Origin of the sequence: Collinsella sp. BA40 (assembly GCF_008014645.1) — a bacterium.
Lineage (GTDB): Bacteria > Actinomycetota > Coriobacteriia > Coriobacteriales > Coriobacteriaceae > Collinsella.
The window spans coordinates 33,781-51,435 of sequence record NZ_VOWY01000002.1 but is presented as its reverse complement, the minus strand read 5'-3'; the positions used below and the strand labels follow the sequence as shown (position 1 = coordinate 51,435).

The window sequence follows — 17,655 nt, the reverse complement described above, 5'->3', positions numbered from 1 at the left end:
CGTCGCGTGGGCCCGTTTGCGAAACGCGGCCGCGCCCATGATGGTGCGCGGCCGCGTTTCGCGTTGCTCGGCGAGGCTGGGTGCAGCGGGCGTTCCGCCCAAGGCTGCGCGGCTAGAGTTCGATCTCGAGCTCTACGGGGCAGTGATCGGATCCAAAGATATCGTTGCGGATGCGCGCGTCGCGGATGTTGGACGCGATGGCGTCGCTCACCAGGAAGTAGTCGATGCGCCAGCCCGCGTTGTTCTTGCGCGCGTTGAAGCGGTAGCTCCACCAGCTGTACGCGCCCTCCACGCCGGGGTTGAGGGAGCGCCAGGTGTCGGTGAAGCCGGCGTCGAGAAGCTCGGAGAACTTGCCGCGCTCCTCGTCCGAGAAGCCCGCGTTGCCCCGGTTGCTCTTGGGGTTCTTAAGGTCGATCTCCTCATGCGCCACGTTGAAGTCCCCGCAGGTGATCACGGGCTTTCCGGTCTCGTCCTCGAGGCTTTTGAGGAACGCGCGGTAGGCGTCGTCCCAGGCCATGCGCGTGTCGATGCGGGCGAGCTCGTTCTGGGCGTTGGGGGTGTAGACGTCCACGTACCAGAAGCGGTCGAACTCCAGCGCGCAGACGCGCCCCTCGGTGGCGGCGACGGCTACCAGCTCGAGGGCGTCGTCGGAGAGGCCGGCGAGACGGCCGGCGCGCAGGACGTCGTCGGCATGGCGCACCGACAGCGGCTCCTCGCGCGTGAACACCGCGGTGCCCGAATAGCCCTTGCGCTCGGCGTAGCTCCAAACCTGGTGGTATCCGGGCAGATCGAGTTCGACTTGGCCCTCCTGCAGCTTGGTTTCCTGCAGACCCAGGATGTCGGCGTCGAGCTGGGCGACGATATCGGTGAAGCTCGGATCCTTCTTGAGGACGGCTCGCAGGCCGTTGACGTTCCACGAGGCGAGCTTGTACGTGCGGGTGGGGGTGCTCATGGGTTCTCCCGTATAGATCGAAGGGGCGCATCCTGCGGTTGCAGGGTGCGCGGCGTTTTTTGTTAGCCATAGCTTACGATAGAACGGCTTGCTGTAAATGACAAAATTGCAAGCAAGTTTGTTGACTATTCCCAAGGGGCGGCATCTATACTTGAATAACCGCGCGCCTCAGGGGGCGCGACGGGATTCGTTACCAGTGGCTACCGCACGATCGGGGGATGGTCGCATGGGTTTGGCGCACGAGGATGACGCTGCGCTTTGGACACGGTGTCTGACGTTTCTTATCAAGATGGGCTGCGCGTGCCTTATCGCTGCCAGCTTGGTGTACCTGGCGCTTGCCGGGATTCATTATGCGGTTATCAGCGGCTTGTTCAGCGAGGCCGAGGTCCATGGGACGCGCGTCATCATCGCCTACGCCCTGGCGCTGTTCGGTCTGTTCCTGGCGGCGGGGGTGCTGGGCCTGTGGGCGTGCATCGCCCCGCGCCGTATGTCCGCTTTCGCCGCAGCGGCCCTGGCGCCCGCGGCCGCCATCTTCGCAGGGGTCGCAACCTCGACGTTCGGCGTTGCGGATAGCGCGTTCGACGCCGGTTTCATCAAGGCGTTCGACTTGTTTTTCGGCGTGCTCGCGCTTGTGTTGAGCGCGGCGGCAGCGGCGGTGTGGCGTCTGGCCGCGCGCGCCGAGGCGGCCTCCGACGATCAAGGCGACCTGGACCGTGGTGCCGACGAGCGCGCGTGCGGCGAGGATGCTGGTCTCGACGATGATACGGCCTGTTTCGACGACGCCGACGAGCCCGATGTCGAGCCCGCCGACGAGTCCGATGACGTGTTGGATGGAGAACCGGCCGACGACCCGGGCGACGAACCGGCTGGCGAACCAGCTGACGAACCAGCTGGAGAACCGGCGGACGAACCGGCCGGCGAACCAGCCGACGAACCAGCTGGGGAACCTGTGGACGAGCCGGCGGACGAACCGGCCGGAGAACCGGCGGACGAACCGGTCGACGGGCCGGTCGATACCGACCTGGCCGACGATCCGTGGGCGCGGCTGCCGAGCATGACCGCCGACCCCGAGGAGTATCTCTTCTCAAATGCTTCGCCCCGCGAGTGGTAACAAGGAGGAGCCTTGACCCGACCCATATCAGATGCCTGCGAGGCGCGGCAGGCGCTGGCGCGCCTGTTCGATACGCACGAGCGCGTGGTGTTCTTCGGCGGCGCCGGCGTGTCCACGGCCAGCGGCATTCCCGATTTCCGCAGCCAGGATGGCCTTTATAACCAGCAGTTTTCCTATCCGCCCGAGACGATTCTCTCCCGCACCTTCTACGACGCGCATCCAGCGGAGTTCTTCGCGTTCTATCGGAAGAAGATGATCGCGCCGGACGCGCGGCCCAACCGGTGCCATGTCAAGCTCGCCGAGCTCGAGCGCGCCGGCGTGCTCTCCGCGGTGGTGACGCAGAATATCGATGGCCTGCATCAGGCGGCCGGTTCGCAGCGCGTCTACGAGCTGCACGGCTCGGTGCACCGCAACATCTGCCGTTCCTGCGGGGCGGTCTACGACGCCGCGTGGATCATGGCGCGCGGGCACGAGGATGCGCGCGGCGTGCCGACGTGTCCCGTGTGCGGCGGCTCGATCAAGCCCGATGTGGTGCTGTACGAGGAGCCGCTCGACGAAGGCGTGCTTACAGGTGCGATCGAGGAGATCTCCCGGGCGGACGCGCTCGTGATCGGGGGCACGTCGCTGGTGGTGTATCCCGCTGCGGGGCTGACGCGGTATTTCGGGGGAGACGCCCTTGCGATCGTCAATCGCGATGCGACGGCGCAGGACGGCCGCGCCGACGTGCTCATCTCGTGCGACATCGCGCAGGCGTTCGACTTCTAGCGCGCTTTTTGTCCCCGGCCGTTCGGGTTGATGCACAACCGCCTGTCGTTGCAGCCGGCTGCCGTTCGCGGCGGCCGGCTTCGTTTTTCGCCAGTGTTTTCATTGATTCGGGGGTAAGGCGCCGAAGCTGGATACAATAGAGTGAGTTTTTATGAAGGCGAAAGGATGTTCATGGCAAACGATACCAAGACATGGCGTTGCGGAAAGTTCGAGCTTCGGTTCGACCGTCCCCGCATCATGGGTGTTCTCAACGTTACGCCGGATTCCTTTAGCGACGGCGGCGAGCATTTCGATACCGATGCCGCCATCGCGCACGGCCTGAAGATGCTCGACGAGGGCGCCGACATCATCGACGTGGGCGGGGAGTCCACGCGCCCGGGCTTCACCCCGGTGAGCGCCGATGAAGAGGCAAAGCGCGTGCTGCCCGTCGTGCGCGCCCTGGCGCAGAAGGGCGCCATCGTCTCCATCGATACGCGCCATGTGGACGTGGCCAAGGCCGCCGTTCGCGTGGGCGCGTCCATCGTCAACGATGTGACGGGATTCACCGATCCCAAGATGGTCGAGTTCGTGGCTTCGAGCGACTGCGGCGTGATCGTCATGCACGCGGGCGACCTCACCGAGGAGCCCAAGCGCCGCCATACGCCCGTGCAGCTCGACACCTCCGCCGCCGCGTTCGTTGCCGAAAAGGCCCGCGCCGCCGCCGAAGCGGCCGAGGCCGCGGCCGCCGCGAAGGCTGCCGCCGCTGCCAAGAGCGCCCACCCGCGCCGCAAGGGCGGCGTGCTGGGCGGTTTGGTGCAGCCCCAGCTTCCGTTCTCCGACGTGCCCAACGGCTCCGAGGCCGCTGCATCCGAGTCCGCGCCCGAGGCCGAGCCGCGGGATACGTCCGCGTCGAGCGCCCGCGCCGCCGTAGCCGCTGCCGCCGCTCAGACCGAGGAGCAGAAGCGCGGCGTCTATGCGAACGACGAGCTGGCCGCCATCATGGCGCGCTCGGCCCGCCGCGACGCCGCAACCGGCGCCACCTCGCAGCTCCGGCGTTTCACCCTGCCCGATTCCGCCCCCATCATGCGCCGCGTCATGGGCTTCCTGTCCGACCAGGCGCGCGCCCTCATGCACGCGGGCGTGGCGCGCGAGCGCATCTGCATCGATCCGGGTCCGGGTTTCGGCAAGGAGGCAAACGAGGACATCGTGATCCAGCGCGAGACCGCCAAGCTCGCTTCGCTGGGCTATCCGTTGCTGTGCGCCGTCTCCCGCAAGCGCTTCGTGGGCGCCGTCTCGGGCGTGGCCGATGCGCGCGAGCGCGACGCCGCCACGTACGGCGTGTGCCTGGGCGCCATCCAGCTGGGCGCCAACATCGTGCGCGTCCACGACGTACGGGGCTTCTCGCAGTTCCTCAACGGCTTCTGGGCCATCGCCCGTCCGCAGCCGCGCCGCGCGTTCGTGGCCATCGGGTCGAACCTGGGCAAGCGCACCGACAATATCCGCGCCGCTAAGGAGCTCATCGCGGCAATCCCCATGACCTGCGTATCGAGCTGCTCGCGCATCTACGAGAGCGAGCCCGCGTACGAGGAGGACCAGGACGCCTTCGCCAACGCCGTCATAGAGATCAAGACCGAGTTGGCGCCGCTCATCCTGCTGGACGAGCTGCTCAAGATCGAGGAGCGCATGGGGCGCGACCGTTCGGACGCCGCGCGCGCCAACGGCCCGCGCATCATCGACCTGGATCTGCTCTGGATGGACGGCGAGGTGCACGGCGGCGACCGCCTGCGTCTGCCCCATCCGTATCTGGGCGAGCGCGACTTCGTGCTCGTGCCGCTCGAGGACCTCATGCATGACCCGGCGCGTTTCTTCCGCTACGAGGGCGTTGACGTGAAGGAGCCCGAGGACCGCGTGGGCCACGTGGTGGGCGAGCTCGGCTCTATGTAGCGCGCCGGCCGGTTGGAGCGGCATTCGATTGGAAACGAAGGGGCGGCCCGGCGTCAAGCGGGTCGCCCTGATTTGTTGGGCGACGGAGCCCTATGGAAAGGTTGGTGCAAGATGGCCGAGGTCGACCAGCTGTGCGTGGAGCTCGAACTCACGCCCAAGGTGAAGATGATGGAGTTCATCGCGCTGTCGCAGGTGTGCGCGATGGGCGTGGTGGAGTACCTGCACGGCCTGGGCATGGGTAAGCAGGTGGGCATCGGTTGGCCGGCGGATCTGGTGGCGCGCCGCGCCCAGGCGCCCGAGCCGGGTGGCGAGAAGCCGCGCGAGGCGATGAGCGCCGACACCGCTTCGTTCGACTTCGACCTGTTCATGGGCAAGGTGGGCGTGCACGCGCATGCGGGAGAGGCGGGGCCGGCGGCCAGCGTGACGCTGAGCGTGGACATGCCCGTGCTCGCCGGTGCCGCCGAGCGGTCCGGCGTGGAGCTGCCGGTACGCGATGAGCTGCGGGTTCAGCTGGCTGCCGCCATCGAGCACAAGGTGGCCGCATGGGAGCAGCTGCTTGCAACGCGCCCCTCGCCCGGCCCTATGGCTCCGGTGCTGTCCGATTATTTCGACTTGGTTCCGCTGCTGGGCCATAAGGCCGCGGCGCTTTCGCCCAACGGCTTGCCCGTGGCGGTGGGCACGTTCACCGGCCTGGATATCTGGGGTCGCGCCTGCATTACCGCCGCGGACGGCTCCGAGCAGGAGCTGCCGTCCGAGGCCGTGATCGTCCGCGCCATCTAGGCCCGCGCAATCCCATAGCTTGGCAACGTGCTCGGAAAAGTGCCTGTCCCCAATCTGAGCATTGCTCTGCTCAGATTGGGGACAGGCTCAGATTAGGGACAGGCACTTTTCCGAGGTGGCCGGTTAGGCCTGCATGCGGCGGTAGATCTCGCGGATGCCCTTCAGGGTGAGCTGCTGGTCCAGCACGTCGAAGACGTCGGTGCACGTTGCGACCATCGCGGCGAGCCCGCCCGTGGCGATGACGCGCGCGTCGCTCGCGCCGAGCTCGCGCTTGATGCGCGCGACCAGGCCCTCGGCCATAGCGGCGGCTCCGCATACGGCGCCGCTTTGCACGGCTTCCACGGTGGTGCGGCCGATAGTGGTCGCGGGCGCCTCGAGCGGGATGCTTGCCAAGCGCGCCGCGCGCGCCGTGAGCGCGTCCATGGAGATGCGGATACCGGGCGCGATGGCGCCGCCGATGTAGTATCCGCGCTCGTCGATGACGTCGATGTTGGTGGCGGTGCCAAAATCAACCACGATGCTCGGCGCCCCGTAGAGCGCCACGGCCGCGGTGGCGTTGGCGACGCGGTCGGCGCCCACCTCGGCGGGGCGCGGCGCGTCGATGCGGGTGACCGCGGCAGTGTCGGCCCCCACCTGCAGCATGGAGACGCCCAGCTGCGCGGCCACGCCCTGCCATTCGCGTACGAGCTGCGGGACCACGCCGGCGAAGGCGATGGCCGTCACGTTTGCGAGGTCCTGTTCGTACATACGGAAATACCCCTGCAGACGCACGTGGATCTCGTCTTTGGTGAACGTGCGGTCCGTGGGCATGCGCCACGAGGCAACGAGGTCGTCGCCATCGAAAAGGCCCAGCGCGGTGTGGGTGTTGCCCATATCTACGGCAAGCAGCATGGTGTCTCCATTTTGGGTCGCAATTGCTTATGATTTGCGGTAAGTGCGAGCGCTCATTGTATACTGAATCATTGCATTCGACCCTCTATCTAGGTGCGGAGTAGACGCAAAATGAATAAAAAGGCAAAGCGCCGCCTGGTCGTCGTGGGCGGCATCGTGGTCATCGCCATGCTCGTGATCGTCGCCGTGGCCGGTTCCGGCGGAGCGGCGTCGTCGCTTTCCATCGCCGACGTCCTGGGCGGTTCGTACGAGGGCAAGAAGGTCCAGGTTTCCGGCTCGGTGGTGGCGGACTCGCTTGCCAGCGAGGGGGCTACGGCCATCTTCAAGATCGAGCCCGAGGGCGACGACGCCGGGGCCGATCAGCTCGAGGTCCAGTACAACGGCGCGCTTCCCGCGACCTTCGGTACGGGCGTGGTGGCCATCTGCACCGGCACCGTTGAGGGAAAGACCCTGCTTGCAACCGAGATGGTGACCAAATGCCCCTCCAAGTACGAGAGCGCCGAGGGCTCCCTCACCGTGAAGGGCCTGTTCGACCAGGCCGACACCATGCTCTTCAAGGACACCAAGGTGTGCGGCTACGTCCAGGGGCCCGTCAACGATGCCCAGGCTGCGTACCGCTTCACCATCGAGTCGCAGGGCGCCACGCTCGACGTGGTGTACGACGGCGGCTTGGACGAGCAGATCAAGGACGGCACGGCGGTGGTCATCTCCGGCCACCTGGATTCCGACGGCTCCTTCATCGCCACCGAGCAGCCCTCGATCGATTCGTCTATCAAGGCTTAGGCCCGCCCGACGCCTTTCGCGCGCCCGCGCGCCGGATGATGCCGGCGGCGGGCGCTTTCCATACCAGGACGGGCCGTAAGCGCCCGCGTTGTGACCGCGCCGGGAGCCCGTGCACCCGGCATACGATCTACAAGGAGAAACGTCTATGGTTTCCATGCTGGGAAACGGCCTGCAGGTCTTTGCCATGCTGGCGGCGCTGTTGAGCGCCGCGGTGCTGCTGGTCGGCGTGAAGGGGCGCCGCGAGCGCCTGGTCAACGCCGGCTACCTCATGGTGTTCGGCACCACCATCGCCCTCACGCTGTGCATCGCCATCATCTTGGCCTGCTTCGTGACGGAGAACTACAGCCTGGCCTATGTGGTGTCGAACTATCCCAATACCGATAGCGCACTCAAGCCGCTGTACGAGGTATCGGCCGTGTGGGCGGGCCGCCAGGGCTCGCTGCTGCTGTGGACCTGGCTCATCTCGCTGTTCGGCAGCGTCGTGGCGTGGAAGCGCATGCGCGCCACGGACGGCCTGTCCAGCAGCGCCCTCGCCGTCGCGCAGATCATCGTGGCGCTGTTCGCGGCCACCCTCGTTTTCTCGGAGTCCAACAACCCGTTCATGGCCACCGCGCCCGAGTTCCTCAACGCCGACGGCACGCTGGCCGGCAAGATCGGCGGCATGAACCCGCTGCTCATGCATTGGGCCATGATCTTGCATCCGCCGGCGACGTTCATCGGCTACGCCGGCATGACCATCCCGTTCGCCTACGCCATGGCGGCCCTCATCACGGGCGACCTGTCCGCCCGCTGGGTCGAGCTGTGCGACCGCTACGCCGTCTTCAGCTTCATCTTCCTTACCATCGGCATGGCGCTGGGCGCCGTGTGGGCCTATGTGGTGCTGGGCTGGGGCGGCTTCTGGGCATGGGACGCCGTGGAGAACGCCAGCCTCATGAGCTGGCTCACCGGCGTGGCGCTCATCCACAGCTTCACGCTCTACCGCAAGCGCGGCTGCTTCAAGCGCTGGAGCATGTTCAGCGCCACCATCACCTTCATCTTCGTGGTGCTGGGCACGTTCATCACGCGTTCCGGCCTGGTGCAGTCGGTGCATGCCTTCGCCGAGGACCCCGTGTCCACGTATTTCTTCCTGGGCATCATGGTTGCGGCGGGCATGGCCTTCCTCATCGGCCTGCTCTATCGCCACGGCCAGATGGACGATGACGACGAGATCGAGTCCCTCGTCTCCAAGAACGGTTCCTACTACATCACCAACCTGGTCATGATCGTGTCCGCCGTTCTCGTGGCCTACCTCACCATCTGCAGCGCGCTGCCCACGTGGATGCCGCTGGGCGGCAAGGTGATTCCCGCCGGCGCCTACAGCGCGGTGGCGCGTCCGGTGGGCACGCTGCTGTGCCTGCTCATGGCCGTTTGCCCCATGCTGGGCTGGCGCAAGACCGACGGTGCGGCGTTCGCCCGTACCATGCGCGTGCCGCTCGTCTCGGGCGCCGTGCTGTTCGCCGGGCTGATGGCGCTGTTCGTGACGAAGTTCATGCCCGAGTACGATGCCATCGTGGCGGCGGGCGGCCCGGCCGCCCGGGCGCTGGTCGAGCAGGGTCCCAAGCTGTACTACTTCGCGCTCACGGTGCTGGGCTTCGCTGCGGCGGCGCTGCTGTTCACGTCCTCGCTGTACCTGCTGTCGCGCGGCGTGCGAGCCCGTATGCGCAACAAGGGCGAGAACCCGGTGCTGGCAACCTGCAACCTGTTCCGCCGCTCCCCGGCCCAGGCCGGCGGCTACCTCACGCATCTGGGCGTCGCCATCGTGCTGGTGGGTCTGGTTGGCTCGTCCATGTACGTCCAGGAGCAGACGCTCGACCTCGAGGCGAAGCCCGGCACGAGCGGCCGCGTGGGCGCGTACGAGCTGACGTTTGCGGGCCAGCGCGAATACACCGATTCGAACGACGACCTCATCAAGGAGGTCACGCTAACCGTGACGGACGCGTCGACCGGCGCCCAGCTGGGCACGCTCGCGCCGTCCATGGAGGTGAGGGCTTCCAACACGGGTCAGCAGACGCTGCACGCCGGCGTGCTCACCTTCCCCATGGAGGACCTGTTCGTGGCGTTCCAGGGCCTGAATGCGAACGGCGCGCTGTCCGTCAACGTGAAGATCAACCCGTTGATCCTGTTCAACTGGATCGGCGCGGGCGTGACGGTGCTGGGCATCGTGCTGGCGTTCGCGCCGCGCCGCGCCACGCCGCTGCTGGCAGCCGACGAGCGCGCCGCAGCGGGCGCATCGTCCGAGCCGGTTGCCGCATCGGCGAAGGGCGACCGCCGTGGCTAGCGCGCATGACGGTTCCGCGGCCCCGCTCGCGGTGAGCGCCCGCGGCCTGGTGAAGCAGTTCGGCCGTCGTCGCGGACTGGATGGCGTGGACCTGGAGGTGCCGTCCGGCGCCTTCCTGTCGATCTTCGGTCCCAACGGCGCCGGAAAGACCACGCTCCTGCGCATGCTGGCGCTGCTCTCGCGCCCCACGCGCGGCGAGCTGTCGCTGCTGGGCGTCGATGCGCTCGAGGAGCCGGACTCGCTGCGCTCCCGCATCGGCCTTATCTCGCATAAGCCGATGCTCTACGGCGACCTCACGGCCCGCGAGAACCTGCGGTTCTTCGCCTCGCTGTACGGCGACGTCGACGAGGCGCGCATCGACGAGCTGCTGCGCCTGGTCGAGCTCGACCATCGGTGCAACGACTGCGCGCGCACCTTCTCGCGCGGCATGCAGCAGCGGCTCTCCATTGCCCGCGCGCTGGTGAACGACCCCGAGCTCGTCTTGCTGGACGAGCCGTATTCGGGCCTCGACCCGCACGCGGCCGAGCTCTTCGACGAGCTCATCGGGCGCGTGCGCGACGGCCGCACCTTCGTAATGGTGAGCCATGACCTCGAGAAGGGCTTCGCCATGTGCTCGCACGCGCTCATCCTGGCGCGCGGCCGCGTGGTGGTGTGCGCCGAGAAAGAGCGCGTCGACGCCGCGGCCTTCCGCGACCTGTACCTCGCAACCGTTGGAACGGGGGTGTCGTAACCGTGTCCCGTATCGAGAACGAGCGCGTCTGCGCGAAAGGTTCCGGCGGCCGGGCGCCGCGTGCGCTGGCCCAGTATCGCGCCTTGCTTGCAAAGGATGTGCGCCAGGAGCTTCGCACGCGCGAGATGCTCACCTCCATGGGCGTGTACGCGCTGCTGGTGCTCACCATCTACGGCGCCGCGCTCGCGCAGGTGGGCGATAAGCTCCAGGTGGTGTCGTTTGCCGGCGGCCTGCTGTGGGCGCTTGTGATCTTCACGAGCCTGCTAGGTCTCAACCGCAGCTTCGGGCACGAGACGGAGTCGGGCTGCCTGGAGGGCATCCTGCTGGCGCCCGTGGACCGCGCGGTGATCTTTTTGGCCAAGGCAACTAGCAACCTGCTGTTCTTGCTGGCGGTAGAGGTCGTCGTCGTTCCGCTGTTCTTCCTGTTCTTCCTCTCGGGCGCCGAGCTCGCGGCAACGACCCCGCTCATCGCGGTGCCGTTGCTTGTCGGCACGGTGGGCGTCGCCGGCGTGGGCACCCTGCTGTCCACCATGACCATCGAAACGCGCGGTCGCGACGTGCTGCTGGCCATCCTGTTCATTCCCGTGGCCTTTCCGCTGCTCTACGCCTGCGTTTCGGCGACCACCTGCGCGTTTCTGGGTGTGGAGGGCACTATGGGGACCTTCTGGACCTCGTGCGGCGTGGCGCTCGTCTACGACGTCGTCATGATCGCCGCGGCCTGGGGCCTTTACGAGTTCGTGGTGGACGCCTAGCGCGCCGCGAGGCTCCGGGCGGGCGATATACCCTCTTGCAGGGTAGGTCGCGCGAGCCGAGTTCGGGTACTATGGGCGTGCCGTTCGCGCGGGCGGGCGGCACGTTTTCGTTCTATAAGGAGAAAGGGGAGCATGGTGCAATCGAAAGCCGATCGACTTGTTCCGCTGTTGCTGCTTCTGGGCGCGGTGCTCACCGCGGTGGACGTGGTATGGACGTTCACGCTGGCTCCGCTGGTCCAGGGCGCCCAGCTTTCCGAGCCCGTGGTGATTGCCGGCCAGATGGTCACCACCAAGCTTCTGCTCAGCCAGAAGATCTTCTACCTGCACGTTCCGGTGGCCATCGCCTCGTTCGTCGTGATGGCGTTTCTGGCGTACTACGGCGTGCGCTTCCTCATGACCAAGGACCGTGCGTACGACCTGCGCGCCTATGTCGCGGCCCAGGTCGCGCTCGTCTTCATCGTGGCAACCATGATTTCGGGCGACCTGTGGACCTGCTTCGAGTGGGGCGTGTGGTGGGTGTGGGAGCCGCGGCTTACCACGTACTTCATCTTGATGCTGCTGGTGATCGGGTACTTCATCCTGCGCAACGCCATCGACGACCCCGAGAAGCGCGCGCGGTTCTGCGCGGTCTTCGGAATCATCGCGTTCATCGACGCGCCCATCTCGTTCTTCATCACGCGCTTGGTGCCCTCGTCGATCCATCCGGTGGTGTTCCGCACCGATAGCGGCCTGCCGCCCATGATGCTGATCCCGTTTTTGCTGGGCTTGTTCGGCATGCTCATGATCGGTTTCGCGCTGTACCGCTATGCGCTGCGCGTACATGGCGATGCCCAGGCGGTCGAGGAGCTGAAAGAGCAGCTGGAAGAGCTGGATGCCCGTGCGAACGAGCGCGCGGCGGCCGCGGCGCTCGAGCGCCTGAGCGCGCGGCACGCGGTCGAGGTGGTGCGCGAAGCTGCCTGCGACGCGTCGGCTGTCGCCGCCCGCGCCGATGACGAGAACCCGAGCAAGGAGGACTAACCATGGATGCGATTCTTTCCGAGGTCTATTCGACCGTATTGCCGGCGGCTCCGTTCGTGCTCGCCGCGTATGTGGGCATCTGGCTCACGCTGTTCGTGTACGTGTTCTCGCTGTGGAAGAAATCCAAGCACACGAGCGAGGACATCGAGGCGCTGAAGCGCGCGTTGGAAGAGCGCGAGCGCAAGGAGTAGGAAGCCCCTACGGTAGTTCCCGGGCGTCGCCTCAAAAAGGGGCGGCGCCCTTTGTCATGTGGATGCATGAGCGTGCCTACGAAAGCGCCCGTCGGCAGGGGTCTATCTGCCGACGGGCGCTTTCGTGGATGGCGGGTGCGGGCTACTCGGCCGCTTCGGTTTTCGTGAGCAGCTCGCGATGGCGGTTGAGCTCGATCATCGTGCGGTCCAGAAACGTGATGTAGGAGCGCAGCTCGTCGTCGGTGAACGAGTCGAAGTTGGGGACGACGGCGGTGTCGGTGGCAAGAGCCAGACCCTTATCGGTGATTCGGACGGATAGCGCATGGTTGCCCGTATCGAGCGCGCGCCGCTCGATGAGGCCGTTCTTTTCAAGCTTGAAGAGCATCTCGCCGAGCGATTGCGGACGGATGCCCAGCTGTTCGCACATATCGCGCTGGCGCATCTCGGTCTTGCGAGCAAGAAGGGAGAGGACGCGCCCTTGCCCTCGGAGCGGGCTGAACGCGGGCGATCCGGCCGATTGCTGGACTGCAGCGTGCCACTTTTGCAAGCACCGCTGGGTGCTGATGAGCTTTTCGATTACCTCGCGATGCAGAGCGTCGGCAGTGGCGTTCGCGGTCGGCTGGACGGGCAAGGCTCCTCCAAGATAGCTAACAGATTAAAAATGATTGCATATAAACACAATTGGTTTTTGATTGTATACGCCTTCGCCCCTTGTATAAAGAGTAAGCTGCCAAAACAGTAACACTTTATCGAAAAATGATAAAAGTTTGGCCGAATTTGACACAGGCGAAAAAAAGTTTGAAAAAGTGCTTGCATTAGATCGTGGATCACCCTATTATATTTACTTGCGCACACAGTGCGTCCAGACATTGCGGGGTGGAGCAGTCTGGTAGCTCGCCGGGCTCATAACCCGGAGGTCGTAGGTTCAAATCCTGCCCCCGCGACCAAGAACTTGCAGCTCGTCGGCTTTGCCGGCGAGCTTTTTTGTTATCGAGGGCGATCGGCGCTCAAGCTTTCGACGCCTTTTTCAGGCGCGCTCGAGACGGCGCTTCCTCAACTTCGCAGTAAGTTTCACGGTCTGCCGCGCAAAAGTCCAGGCGGACGGCGGTTTTGCTCATGGAGGCTGTAGGCAAGTCCTATACAATTGATATGCATAGACAAGCACATAAAGTGGGCAGCCCGTCGGATGGGCGGGCTGTTTTCGGAGGGAAGCATCTATGAGCAAGATCGAAGACAAGGGCTCCGTCGCGGGCGCCTCGCCCAACGGCCGCCGCGTGGGTTGCCCGATAAATGATGCAGGGTTAACATCTGTTAGAGGATAGTACTGTGTATTTCCTATCGAAATCACAGGTTAACAGGTCTATGCCGACGAGCAAGAACGCCACATCAATGAAAGGGGACGTGATATCCATGCCCACCAAGCGGACGAACCCGAAGACCGCGGTTGCCGTGATGCTGGCCGCCGCTATGGCGGCCCCTTCGGTGCTGTCCCCGGCAACGGCCCTGGCGCAGACCAGCGCGGATGCCGCGGTGCGCGCCGCCGCTACACGTGCTTCGAAAGCGAATGACGCCTTGGCGAAAGCGCAGGCGGAGCTGGACGCGTTCCTTGCGGCAACCGATTTCGATGGCCTCGAGGCTGCCAAGCGCGAGGCACAGGCGGCGTACGATGAAGCGCTTGCCGCCAAGCGCGCGGCCGATCGGGAATATGACGAGGCCAAGCGCCAGGCGGATCGAGCTCAGGTGCGGCTCGATGAGGAAAAGGTCGTGTTTGACGCTGCCAGCGCCGCCCTGCCTTCGCTTTCATCTACGCTCGACGCGGCCAAGACCGAGTACGGCCGCGCGCGCGACGCTTATGCGGCTGCTGCGGAGCTCGTGGATGGAGGCGCTATCGCCGCCTCCCGCGCCGAGCTGCAGCGCGCGCAGACCGAATACGATGCCATCGAAGAGTGGCAGACCGAGGAGAAAGAGCAGGCTCGGCAGTGTCTTATCGCAGCCCGGAAAGCCTATAACAAGACCGTCGAGCGCTCGGGATCCACGGCGCGCGCCCAGGCCGACGCCGCCATCGCGGGCAAGCAGTCCGCCTACGATGCGGCTGCTTCGGCGTATAGCGGACGCAAGCGCCTGGCGGACCGCCTGGCCGGCGAGGTGACCGACCTCGAGGGGCGCTTGGCCGTGCAGGACAACAAGCTCTCGGCGGCCCAGAAGAAAGCCGCCGATGCGCGTACGGCGCACGACGATGCGCATGCCGCCGTGGACGCGGCCCAGCGGGTCTACGACGACGCTTTGCGCGGGCATGAGGCCTGGGCGGCCGAGTACGACCGGTTGGTGAAGGCCGCGGCCGATGCCAAGCGCGCGGCAGACAACGCGCGTTCGGCGTACGAGACCGCGAGCCAGACGGTGAAGGACCTCGAGTCGCAGAAGGCCGAGAAGCAGAAGAAGGTCGACGAGCTGCGCAAGCAGATGGAGACCGGTGGCCAGAGCACCATCAAGAACGCTAACGACTTCTTCGAGTTCATCAAGAACCAGGGTGTTGTTGACGACGGGGGCATCAAGCCTGATTACGTCGACAATGTTGCACCTGGCGCTATGGCCCAGAACATTCTCAATGGTTGGCGCGACGTATACATCGACGGTGACAAGTCCGACGTCCTGTCCAAGTACACCAACCTGAACGATCCCAATGACGCATCCGCCATCGGCAACATGCTGAAGGCTCTCGACCTCATCGCCGAGTGCAACGCCTTGCGCAAGGCTGAGGGCCTGCCCGAGCTCTACGTCTCCGACGTGGCTATGGCGATCGCCATCATGAACACGAACTGGTCTGCGGCCAACCTCAAGAAGACCGGCAAGCTCGAGCACGTCGCCAGCCACAGCCACGGCGCTCAGGGCTGGGCCGAGAACATCAATGCCGGCTACACCGACGCCCACACCGCCTACGAGGGTTGGTACTGGAACGAGAAGGCCAACGCCCTCGGACACGCCGTGACCGACCCCGCCACGGGCAAGGTCTACCAGCCCGGCGGCTCCGGCGGCCAGACCGGTCACTACGAGAACATCGTCGAGGGCTCCTACACCGTCACCGGCGCCGCGTGGAACGCGACCGGCTTCAACGGCCGTCCCGTCATGGGCCAGGAGTTCCGCGATGAGAACAAGGTCGGCCCCTACGGTGGTCTCGATGGTCGTCCCGTTTACTATAACCTCCTCGAGAACATCTACACGGTCGACGCCTACCGCGCCCGTCTGCTTAAGGCTATCGAGCAGGGTGGCGGCAATAGCCAGCTGCAGGCGCGGATCGACCAGCTCCTGAAAGAGATCGACGATGTCGACGCGCGCATCGCGGCCCAGGACCTGGCGGGCAAGAAGGCCGCCCGCGACGCCGCCGACCGCGCCAAGGCTGCGGCGGACAAGGCCGTGGACGACCATGCCAAGACCAATATCGGCACCGCTGAGGCAAAGGCCAAGCTCGATGCCGCGAAGGCCGAGGAGGCCCGTGCCGCCGAGTCGAAGCGCGCCGCCGAAGCGGAGCTTGCGCGCGTGCGCAGCGCGGTCGAAGCCGAGAAGGCCCGCATCAACCAGCAGCTCGCATCCAAGCGCGCCCAGCTCGCCGACGCTCGCGCCCAGTTGCCCGCGCTCGAGGCCGCCAAGAACCAGGCGGCGTCCGAGCTCGATGCCGTTCGGACCCGATACGCCGCCATCACCGATTCGGGTACGAGGTACGACCGCGCCAAGGCGGACCTCGATGCGGCCCAGGCTGCTTATGCGGCAAAGAAGGCCGAGGTCGAGCAATCCATGAAGGCCGTCAGGAATCTTTCGGCAACGCTGTCCGAGGCTCGTTCCGCGCTGAGTCTCTGCGAGGCCGCCGTAGACGACGCCGAGGCGGATCTGGAGTCCAAGGAGCGCCGGCTTGCCGAGGCTAAAGAGCAGCTCGATGCGGCGACGGCAGAGCGCGCCCGTCTCGAGGCCGCCCGCGACGCCGCGCGCGCGGCGGACGCCGACGCTCCGGCCAAGAAGCCCGAAGAGTCCAAGGGAGATGCCGAGGCGGCGTCTTCGGATACCTCCAAGGATAGGATTCCGGCAACCGGCGACCTTGATGCTGCCATCGCCGCCGCCATGGCCGCAGCCGGTCTGGGGGTCCTTGGCGCTGCAGGGGCGTATCGTCGTCGCGAGCGCCAGGGATAGCACTCGCTTTTACGGGAATCATCGGAGGGGCCCGATGGCGTTTGCAGCGCGGTCGAGCCCTCCGCAATGAAGGGAGATACTCATGGCATTTTGCAAGAACTGCGGGAAGAAGCTGCCCGAGGACGCCTTCTTCTGCCCATCGTGCGGCACGAAGAACGAACCGGTGGCCGAGGATGCCGCTCCGTCTGAGCCGACGCTCCCCGTCGACGCTAAGACCGATGTCGCCGTGCGGGACAACGAGGCCCAGCCTGCTCCGCGCAAGGGCGGTAAGGGCAAGCTGATCGCGGCCGCCGCATTGGTGCTCGTGGTGGGCGGCGGTGCCGCGGTCTTCGCATCGGGCGCGCTGGCTCCCAAGGAGCCGCCTGCCAAACAGGACGTGGCAGATGGCTCGAAGGCGTCGAGCGACGAGACGAGGGGCGACCACCTTGTTAAGACTCGCTATGAGGACCTCGAAGCCGACGACGTCGTTATCGCGGACGATGTGTACGCCCGTCCCGGTGTTCGCTTCAAGATGAAGAACAACACGGGGGAGGTTTTGAAGGATGCCATCGTCAGGGTGTACGGCACCTACAAGGTGCTTGACAGCTATGGCGATGAGCAGCTGAAGGAAGACGAGATCAGCATGGTTGTCGCCGAGACCGGCTCGACCAACATTCCGCGCGTCCTGCCGGGAGAGAGCACCGTCGAGCTCATCCCCTGCGATGTCGACGGGGTCGTGGGAACGCACAAGAGCACGTACACCGGCGACGAGCAGCAGTATCGCCTTGAGGATATGGAGAGCGTGAGGGTCGAGGTCGCCTTTGCCAGTCGTACCGGCAGCGAGGAATATCCCGAGCTGAAGAAGGACGACTACAAGGTCGATCTGACGATGATGGTCAACGACTACAACAACCCGCTGCTCAAGGTGAGGATCACCAACCAGACCAACTACAAGTGGCGCATGGCCCGCGTGTATACAGTCGGCGTTGCCGCCGACGGCTCGATCGCGCGCCGCAGCGGGTCCTCCGGTGTCGCGTCTGCCTACGATTGCACCGACCGGCTCTTCGAGTATCTCAATCCGGGCGAGTCGAAAGAGGTTGAGGTCTCATATCACGGCGACCTCGATGTCGATCATTTCGAGGTAACGCGCGTGGTTGTGGAAAAGGAACTGGGCAGCGAGTCCGAGGACTAGCGCCTACGTGGCGAAAGGGGCCCGCGCGGCCCCTTTCGCTGTTGAGTCGAGATGTGTGGAAGAGGCCCCGGCGGTGCCGGCGGCGTAGAGGAA

General features: G+C 65.6%; 15 protein-coding genes and 1 tRNA gene. 13 read left to right on the top strand and 3 right to left on the bottom strand.

Annotation, left to right across the window (positions count from 1 at the left end; translation table 11 throughout):
* Positions 1–112 precede the first annotated feature (112 nt).
* Positions 113–952 (bottom strand): exodeoxyribonuclease III, encoded by an 840-nt coding sequence (locus E4J93_RS01370; protein WP_147587695.1) that lies wholly within the window; start codon positions 950–952, stop codon positions 113–115.
* A 226-nt stretch (positions 953–1,178) separates the two neighbouring features.
* On the opposite strand from E4J93_RS01370, the gene E4J93_RS08305 reads away from it, so the two are divergent.
* From E4J93_RS08305 to E4J93_RS01350, 4 genes are all read left to right on the top strand, one after another.
* Positions 1,179–2,063 carry a PT domain-containing protein gene (locus tag E4J93_RS08305; RefSeq protein ID WP_187231553.1) on the top strand — a complete coding sequence of 295 codons (885 nt, stop codon included), beginning with the start codon at positions 1,179–1,181 and terminating at the stop codon, positions 2,061–2,063.
* 12 nt (positions 2,064–2,075) lie between these two features.
* Positions 2,076–2,828, top strand: a complete 753-nt coding sequence (locus tag E4J93_RS01360) for an NAD-dependent protein deacylase (RefSeq protein WP_147587694.1) — start codon at positions 2,076–2,078, stop codon at positions 2,826–2,828.
* A gap of 171 nt (positions 2,829–2,999) precedes the next feature.
* Positions 3,000–4,751, top strand: a complete 1,752-nt coding sequence (gene folP / locus E4J93_RS01355; protein ID WP_147587693.1) for a dihydropteroate synthase — start codon at positions 3,000–3,002, stop codon at positions 4,749–4,751.
* A gap of 111 nt (positions 4,752–4,862) precedes the next feature.
* The gene (locus E4J93_RS01350; RefSeq protein ID WP_147587692.1) at positions 4,863–5,531 is read left to right on the top strand and encodes a hypothetical protein; all 669 of its coding nucleotides are present in this window, start codon (positions 4,863–4,865) and stop codon (positions 5,529–5,531) included.
* Positions 5,532–5,654: 123 nt separating this feature from the next.
* On the opposite strand, the gene E4J93_RS01345 is transcribed toward E4J93_RS01350, so the two are convergent.
* On the bottom strand, positions 5,655–6,422 hold the full coding sequence (locus E4J93_RS01345) for a type III pantothenate kinase (RefSeq protein ID WP_147587691.1): 768 nt from the start codon (positions 6,420–6,422) through the stop codon (positions 5,655–5,657).
* 111 nt (positions 6,423–6,533) lie between these two features.
* On the opposite strand from E4J93_RS01345, the gene E4J93_RS01340 reads away from it, so the two are divergent.
* From E4J93_RS01340 to E4J93_RS01315, 6 genes are all read left to right on the top strand, one after another.
* Positions 6,534–7,205: a cytochrome c maturation protein CcmE gene (locus tag E4J93_RS01340; protein WP_147587690.1), complete on the top strand. Its 672-nt coding sequence runs from the start codon at positions 6,534–6,536 to the stop codon at positions 7,203–7,205.
* A 145-nt stretch (positions 7,206–7,350) separates the two neighbouring features.
* The gene (locus E4J93_RS01335) at positions 7,351–9,522 is read left to right on the top strand and encodes a heme lyase CcmF/NrfE family subunit (RefSeq protein ID WP_147587689.1); all 2,172 of its coding nucleotides are present in this window, start codon (positions 7,351–7,353) and stop codon (positions 9,520–9,522) included.
* Complete coding sequence (locus E4J93_RS01330; RefSeq protein ID WP_147587688.1) at positions 9,515–10,252, top strand: ABC transporter ATP-binding protein; 738 nt, start codon at positions 9,515–9,517, stop codon at positions 10,250–10,252. Before E4J93_RS01335 ends, E4J93_RS01330 begins: the two co-directional genes overlap by 8 nt.
* A 2-nt stretch (positions 10,253–10,254) precedes the next feature.
* A complete protein-coding gene (locus E4J93_RS01325) occupies positions 10,255–11,004 on the top strand; it encodes a heme exporter protein CcmB (RefSeq protein WP_255431861.1) in 750 nt (249 codons plus the stop codon).
* 132 nt (positions 11,005–11,136) lie between these two features.
* The gene (locus E4J93_RS01320; RefSeq protein WP_147587687.1) at positions 11,137–12,021 is read left to right on the top strand and encodes a cytochrome c biogenesis protein; all 885 of its coding nucleotides are present in this window, start codon (positions 11,137–11,139) and stop codon (positions 12,019–12,021) included.
* Positions 12,022–12,023: 2 nt separating this feature from the next.
* Positions 12,024–12,212 (top strand): hypothetical protein, encoded by a 189-nt coding sequence (locus E4J93_RS01315; protein WP_147587686.1) that lies wholly within the window; start codon positions 12,024–12,026, stop codon positions 12,210–12,212.
* A 142-nt stretch (positions 12,213–12,354) separates the two neighbouring features.
* On the opposite strand, the gene E4J93_RS01310 is transcribed toward E4J93_RS01315, so the two are convergent.
* Positions 12,355–12,843 carry a MarR family winged helix-turn-helix transcriptional regulator gene (locus E4J93_RS01310; RefSeq protein WP_147587685.1) on the bottom strand — a complete coding sequence of 163 codons (489 nt, stop codon included), beginning with the start codon at positions 12,841–12,843 and terminating at the stop codon, positions 12,355–12,357.
* A gap of 239 nt (positions 12,844–13,082) precedes the next feature.
* Between E4J93_RS01310 and E4J93_RS01305 the strand changes: the two genes are divergently transcribed.
* The 3 genes from E4J93_RS01305 to E4J93_RS01295 all read left to right on the top strand — a co-directional run bounded on the left by E4J93_RS01305 (position 13,083) and on the right by E4J93_RS01295 (position 17,562).
* Positions 13,083–13,159, top strand: a tRNA-Met gene (locus tag E4J93_RS01305).
* Between the two features lie 463 nt (positions 13,160–13,622).
* Positions 13,623–16,391, top strand: a complete 2,769-nt coding sequence (locus E4J93_RS01300; protein ID WP_187231552.1) for a CAP domain-containing protein — start codon at positions 13,623–13,625, stop codon at positions 16,389–16,391.
* An 82-nt stretch (positions 16,392–16,473) separates the two neighbouring features.
* Positions 16,474–17,562, top strand: coding sequence for a zinc-ribbon domain-containing protein (locus tag E4J93_RS01295; protein WP_147587683.1), 1,089 nt, complete (start codon positions 16,474–16,476; stop codon positions 17,560–17,562).
* Positions 17,563–17,655: the final 93 nt, after the last annotated feature.

Excerpts from the sequence above, each read along its gene's own strand:
- E4J93_RS01370 (WP_147587695.1), bottom strand. The coding sequence starts at position 952 with ATGAGCACCCCCACCCGCACGTACAAGCTCGCCTCGTGGAACGTCAAC.
- E4J93_RS08305 (WP_187231553.1), top strand. The coding sequence starts at position 1,179 with ATGGGTTTGGCGCACGAGGATGACGCTGCGCTTTGGACACGGTGTCTG.
- folP (WP_147587693.1), top strand. The coding sequence starts at position 3,000 with ATGGCAAACGATACCAAGACATGGCGTTGCGGAAAGTTCGAGCTTCGG.
- E4J93_RS01350 (WP_147587692.1), top strand. The coding sequence starts at position 4,863 with ATGGCCGAGGTCGACCAGCTGTGCGTGGAGCTCGAACTCACGCCCAAG.
- E4J93_RS01345 (WP_147587691.1), bottom strand. The coding sequence starts at position 6,422 with ATGCTGCTTGCCGTAGATATGGGCAACACCCACACCGCGCTGGGCCTT.
- E4J93_RS01340 (WP_147587690.1), top strand. The coding sequence starts at position 6,534 with ATGAATAAAAAGGCAAAGCGCCGCCTGGTCGTCGTGGGCGGCATCGTG.
- E4J93_RS01335 (WP_147587689.1), top strand. The coding sequence starts at position 7,351 with ATGGTTTCCATGCTGGGAAACGGCCTGCAGGTCTTTGCCATGCTGGCG.
- E4J93_RS01320 (WP_147587687.1), top strand. The coding sequence starts at position 11,137 with ATGGTGCAATCGAAAGCCGATCGACTTGTTCCGCTGTTGCTGCTTCTG.
- E4J93_RS01315 (WP_147587686.1), top strand. The coding sequence starts at position 12,024 with ATGGATGCGATTCTTTCCGAGGTCTATTCGACCGTATTGCCGGCGGCT.
- E4J93_RS01300 (WP_187231552.1), top strand. The coding sequence starts at position 13,623 with ATGCCCACCAAGCGGACGAACCCGAAGACCGCGGTTGCCGTGATGCTG.
- E4J93_RS01295 (WP_147587683.1), top strand. The coding sequence starts at position 16,474 with ATGGCATTTTGCAAGAACTGCGGGAAGAAGCTGCCCGAGGACGCCTTC.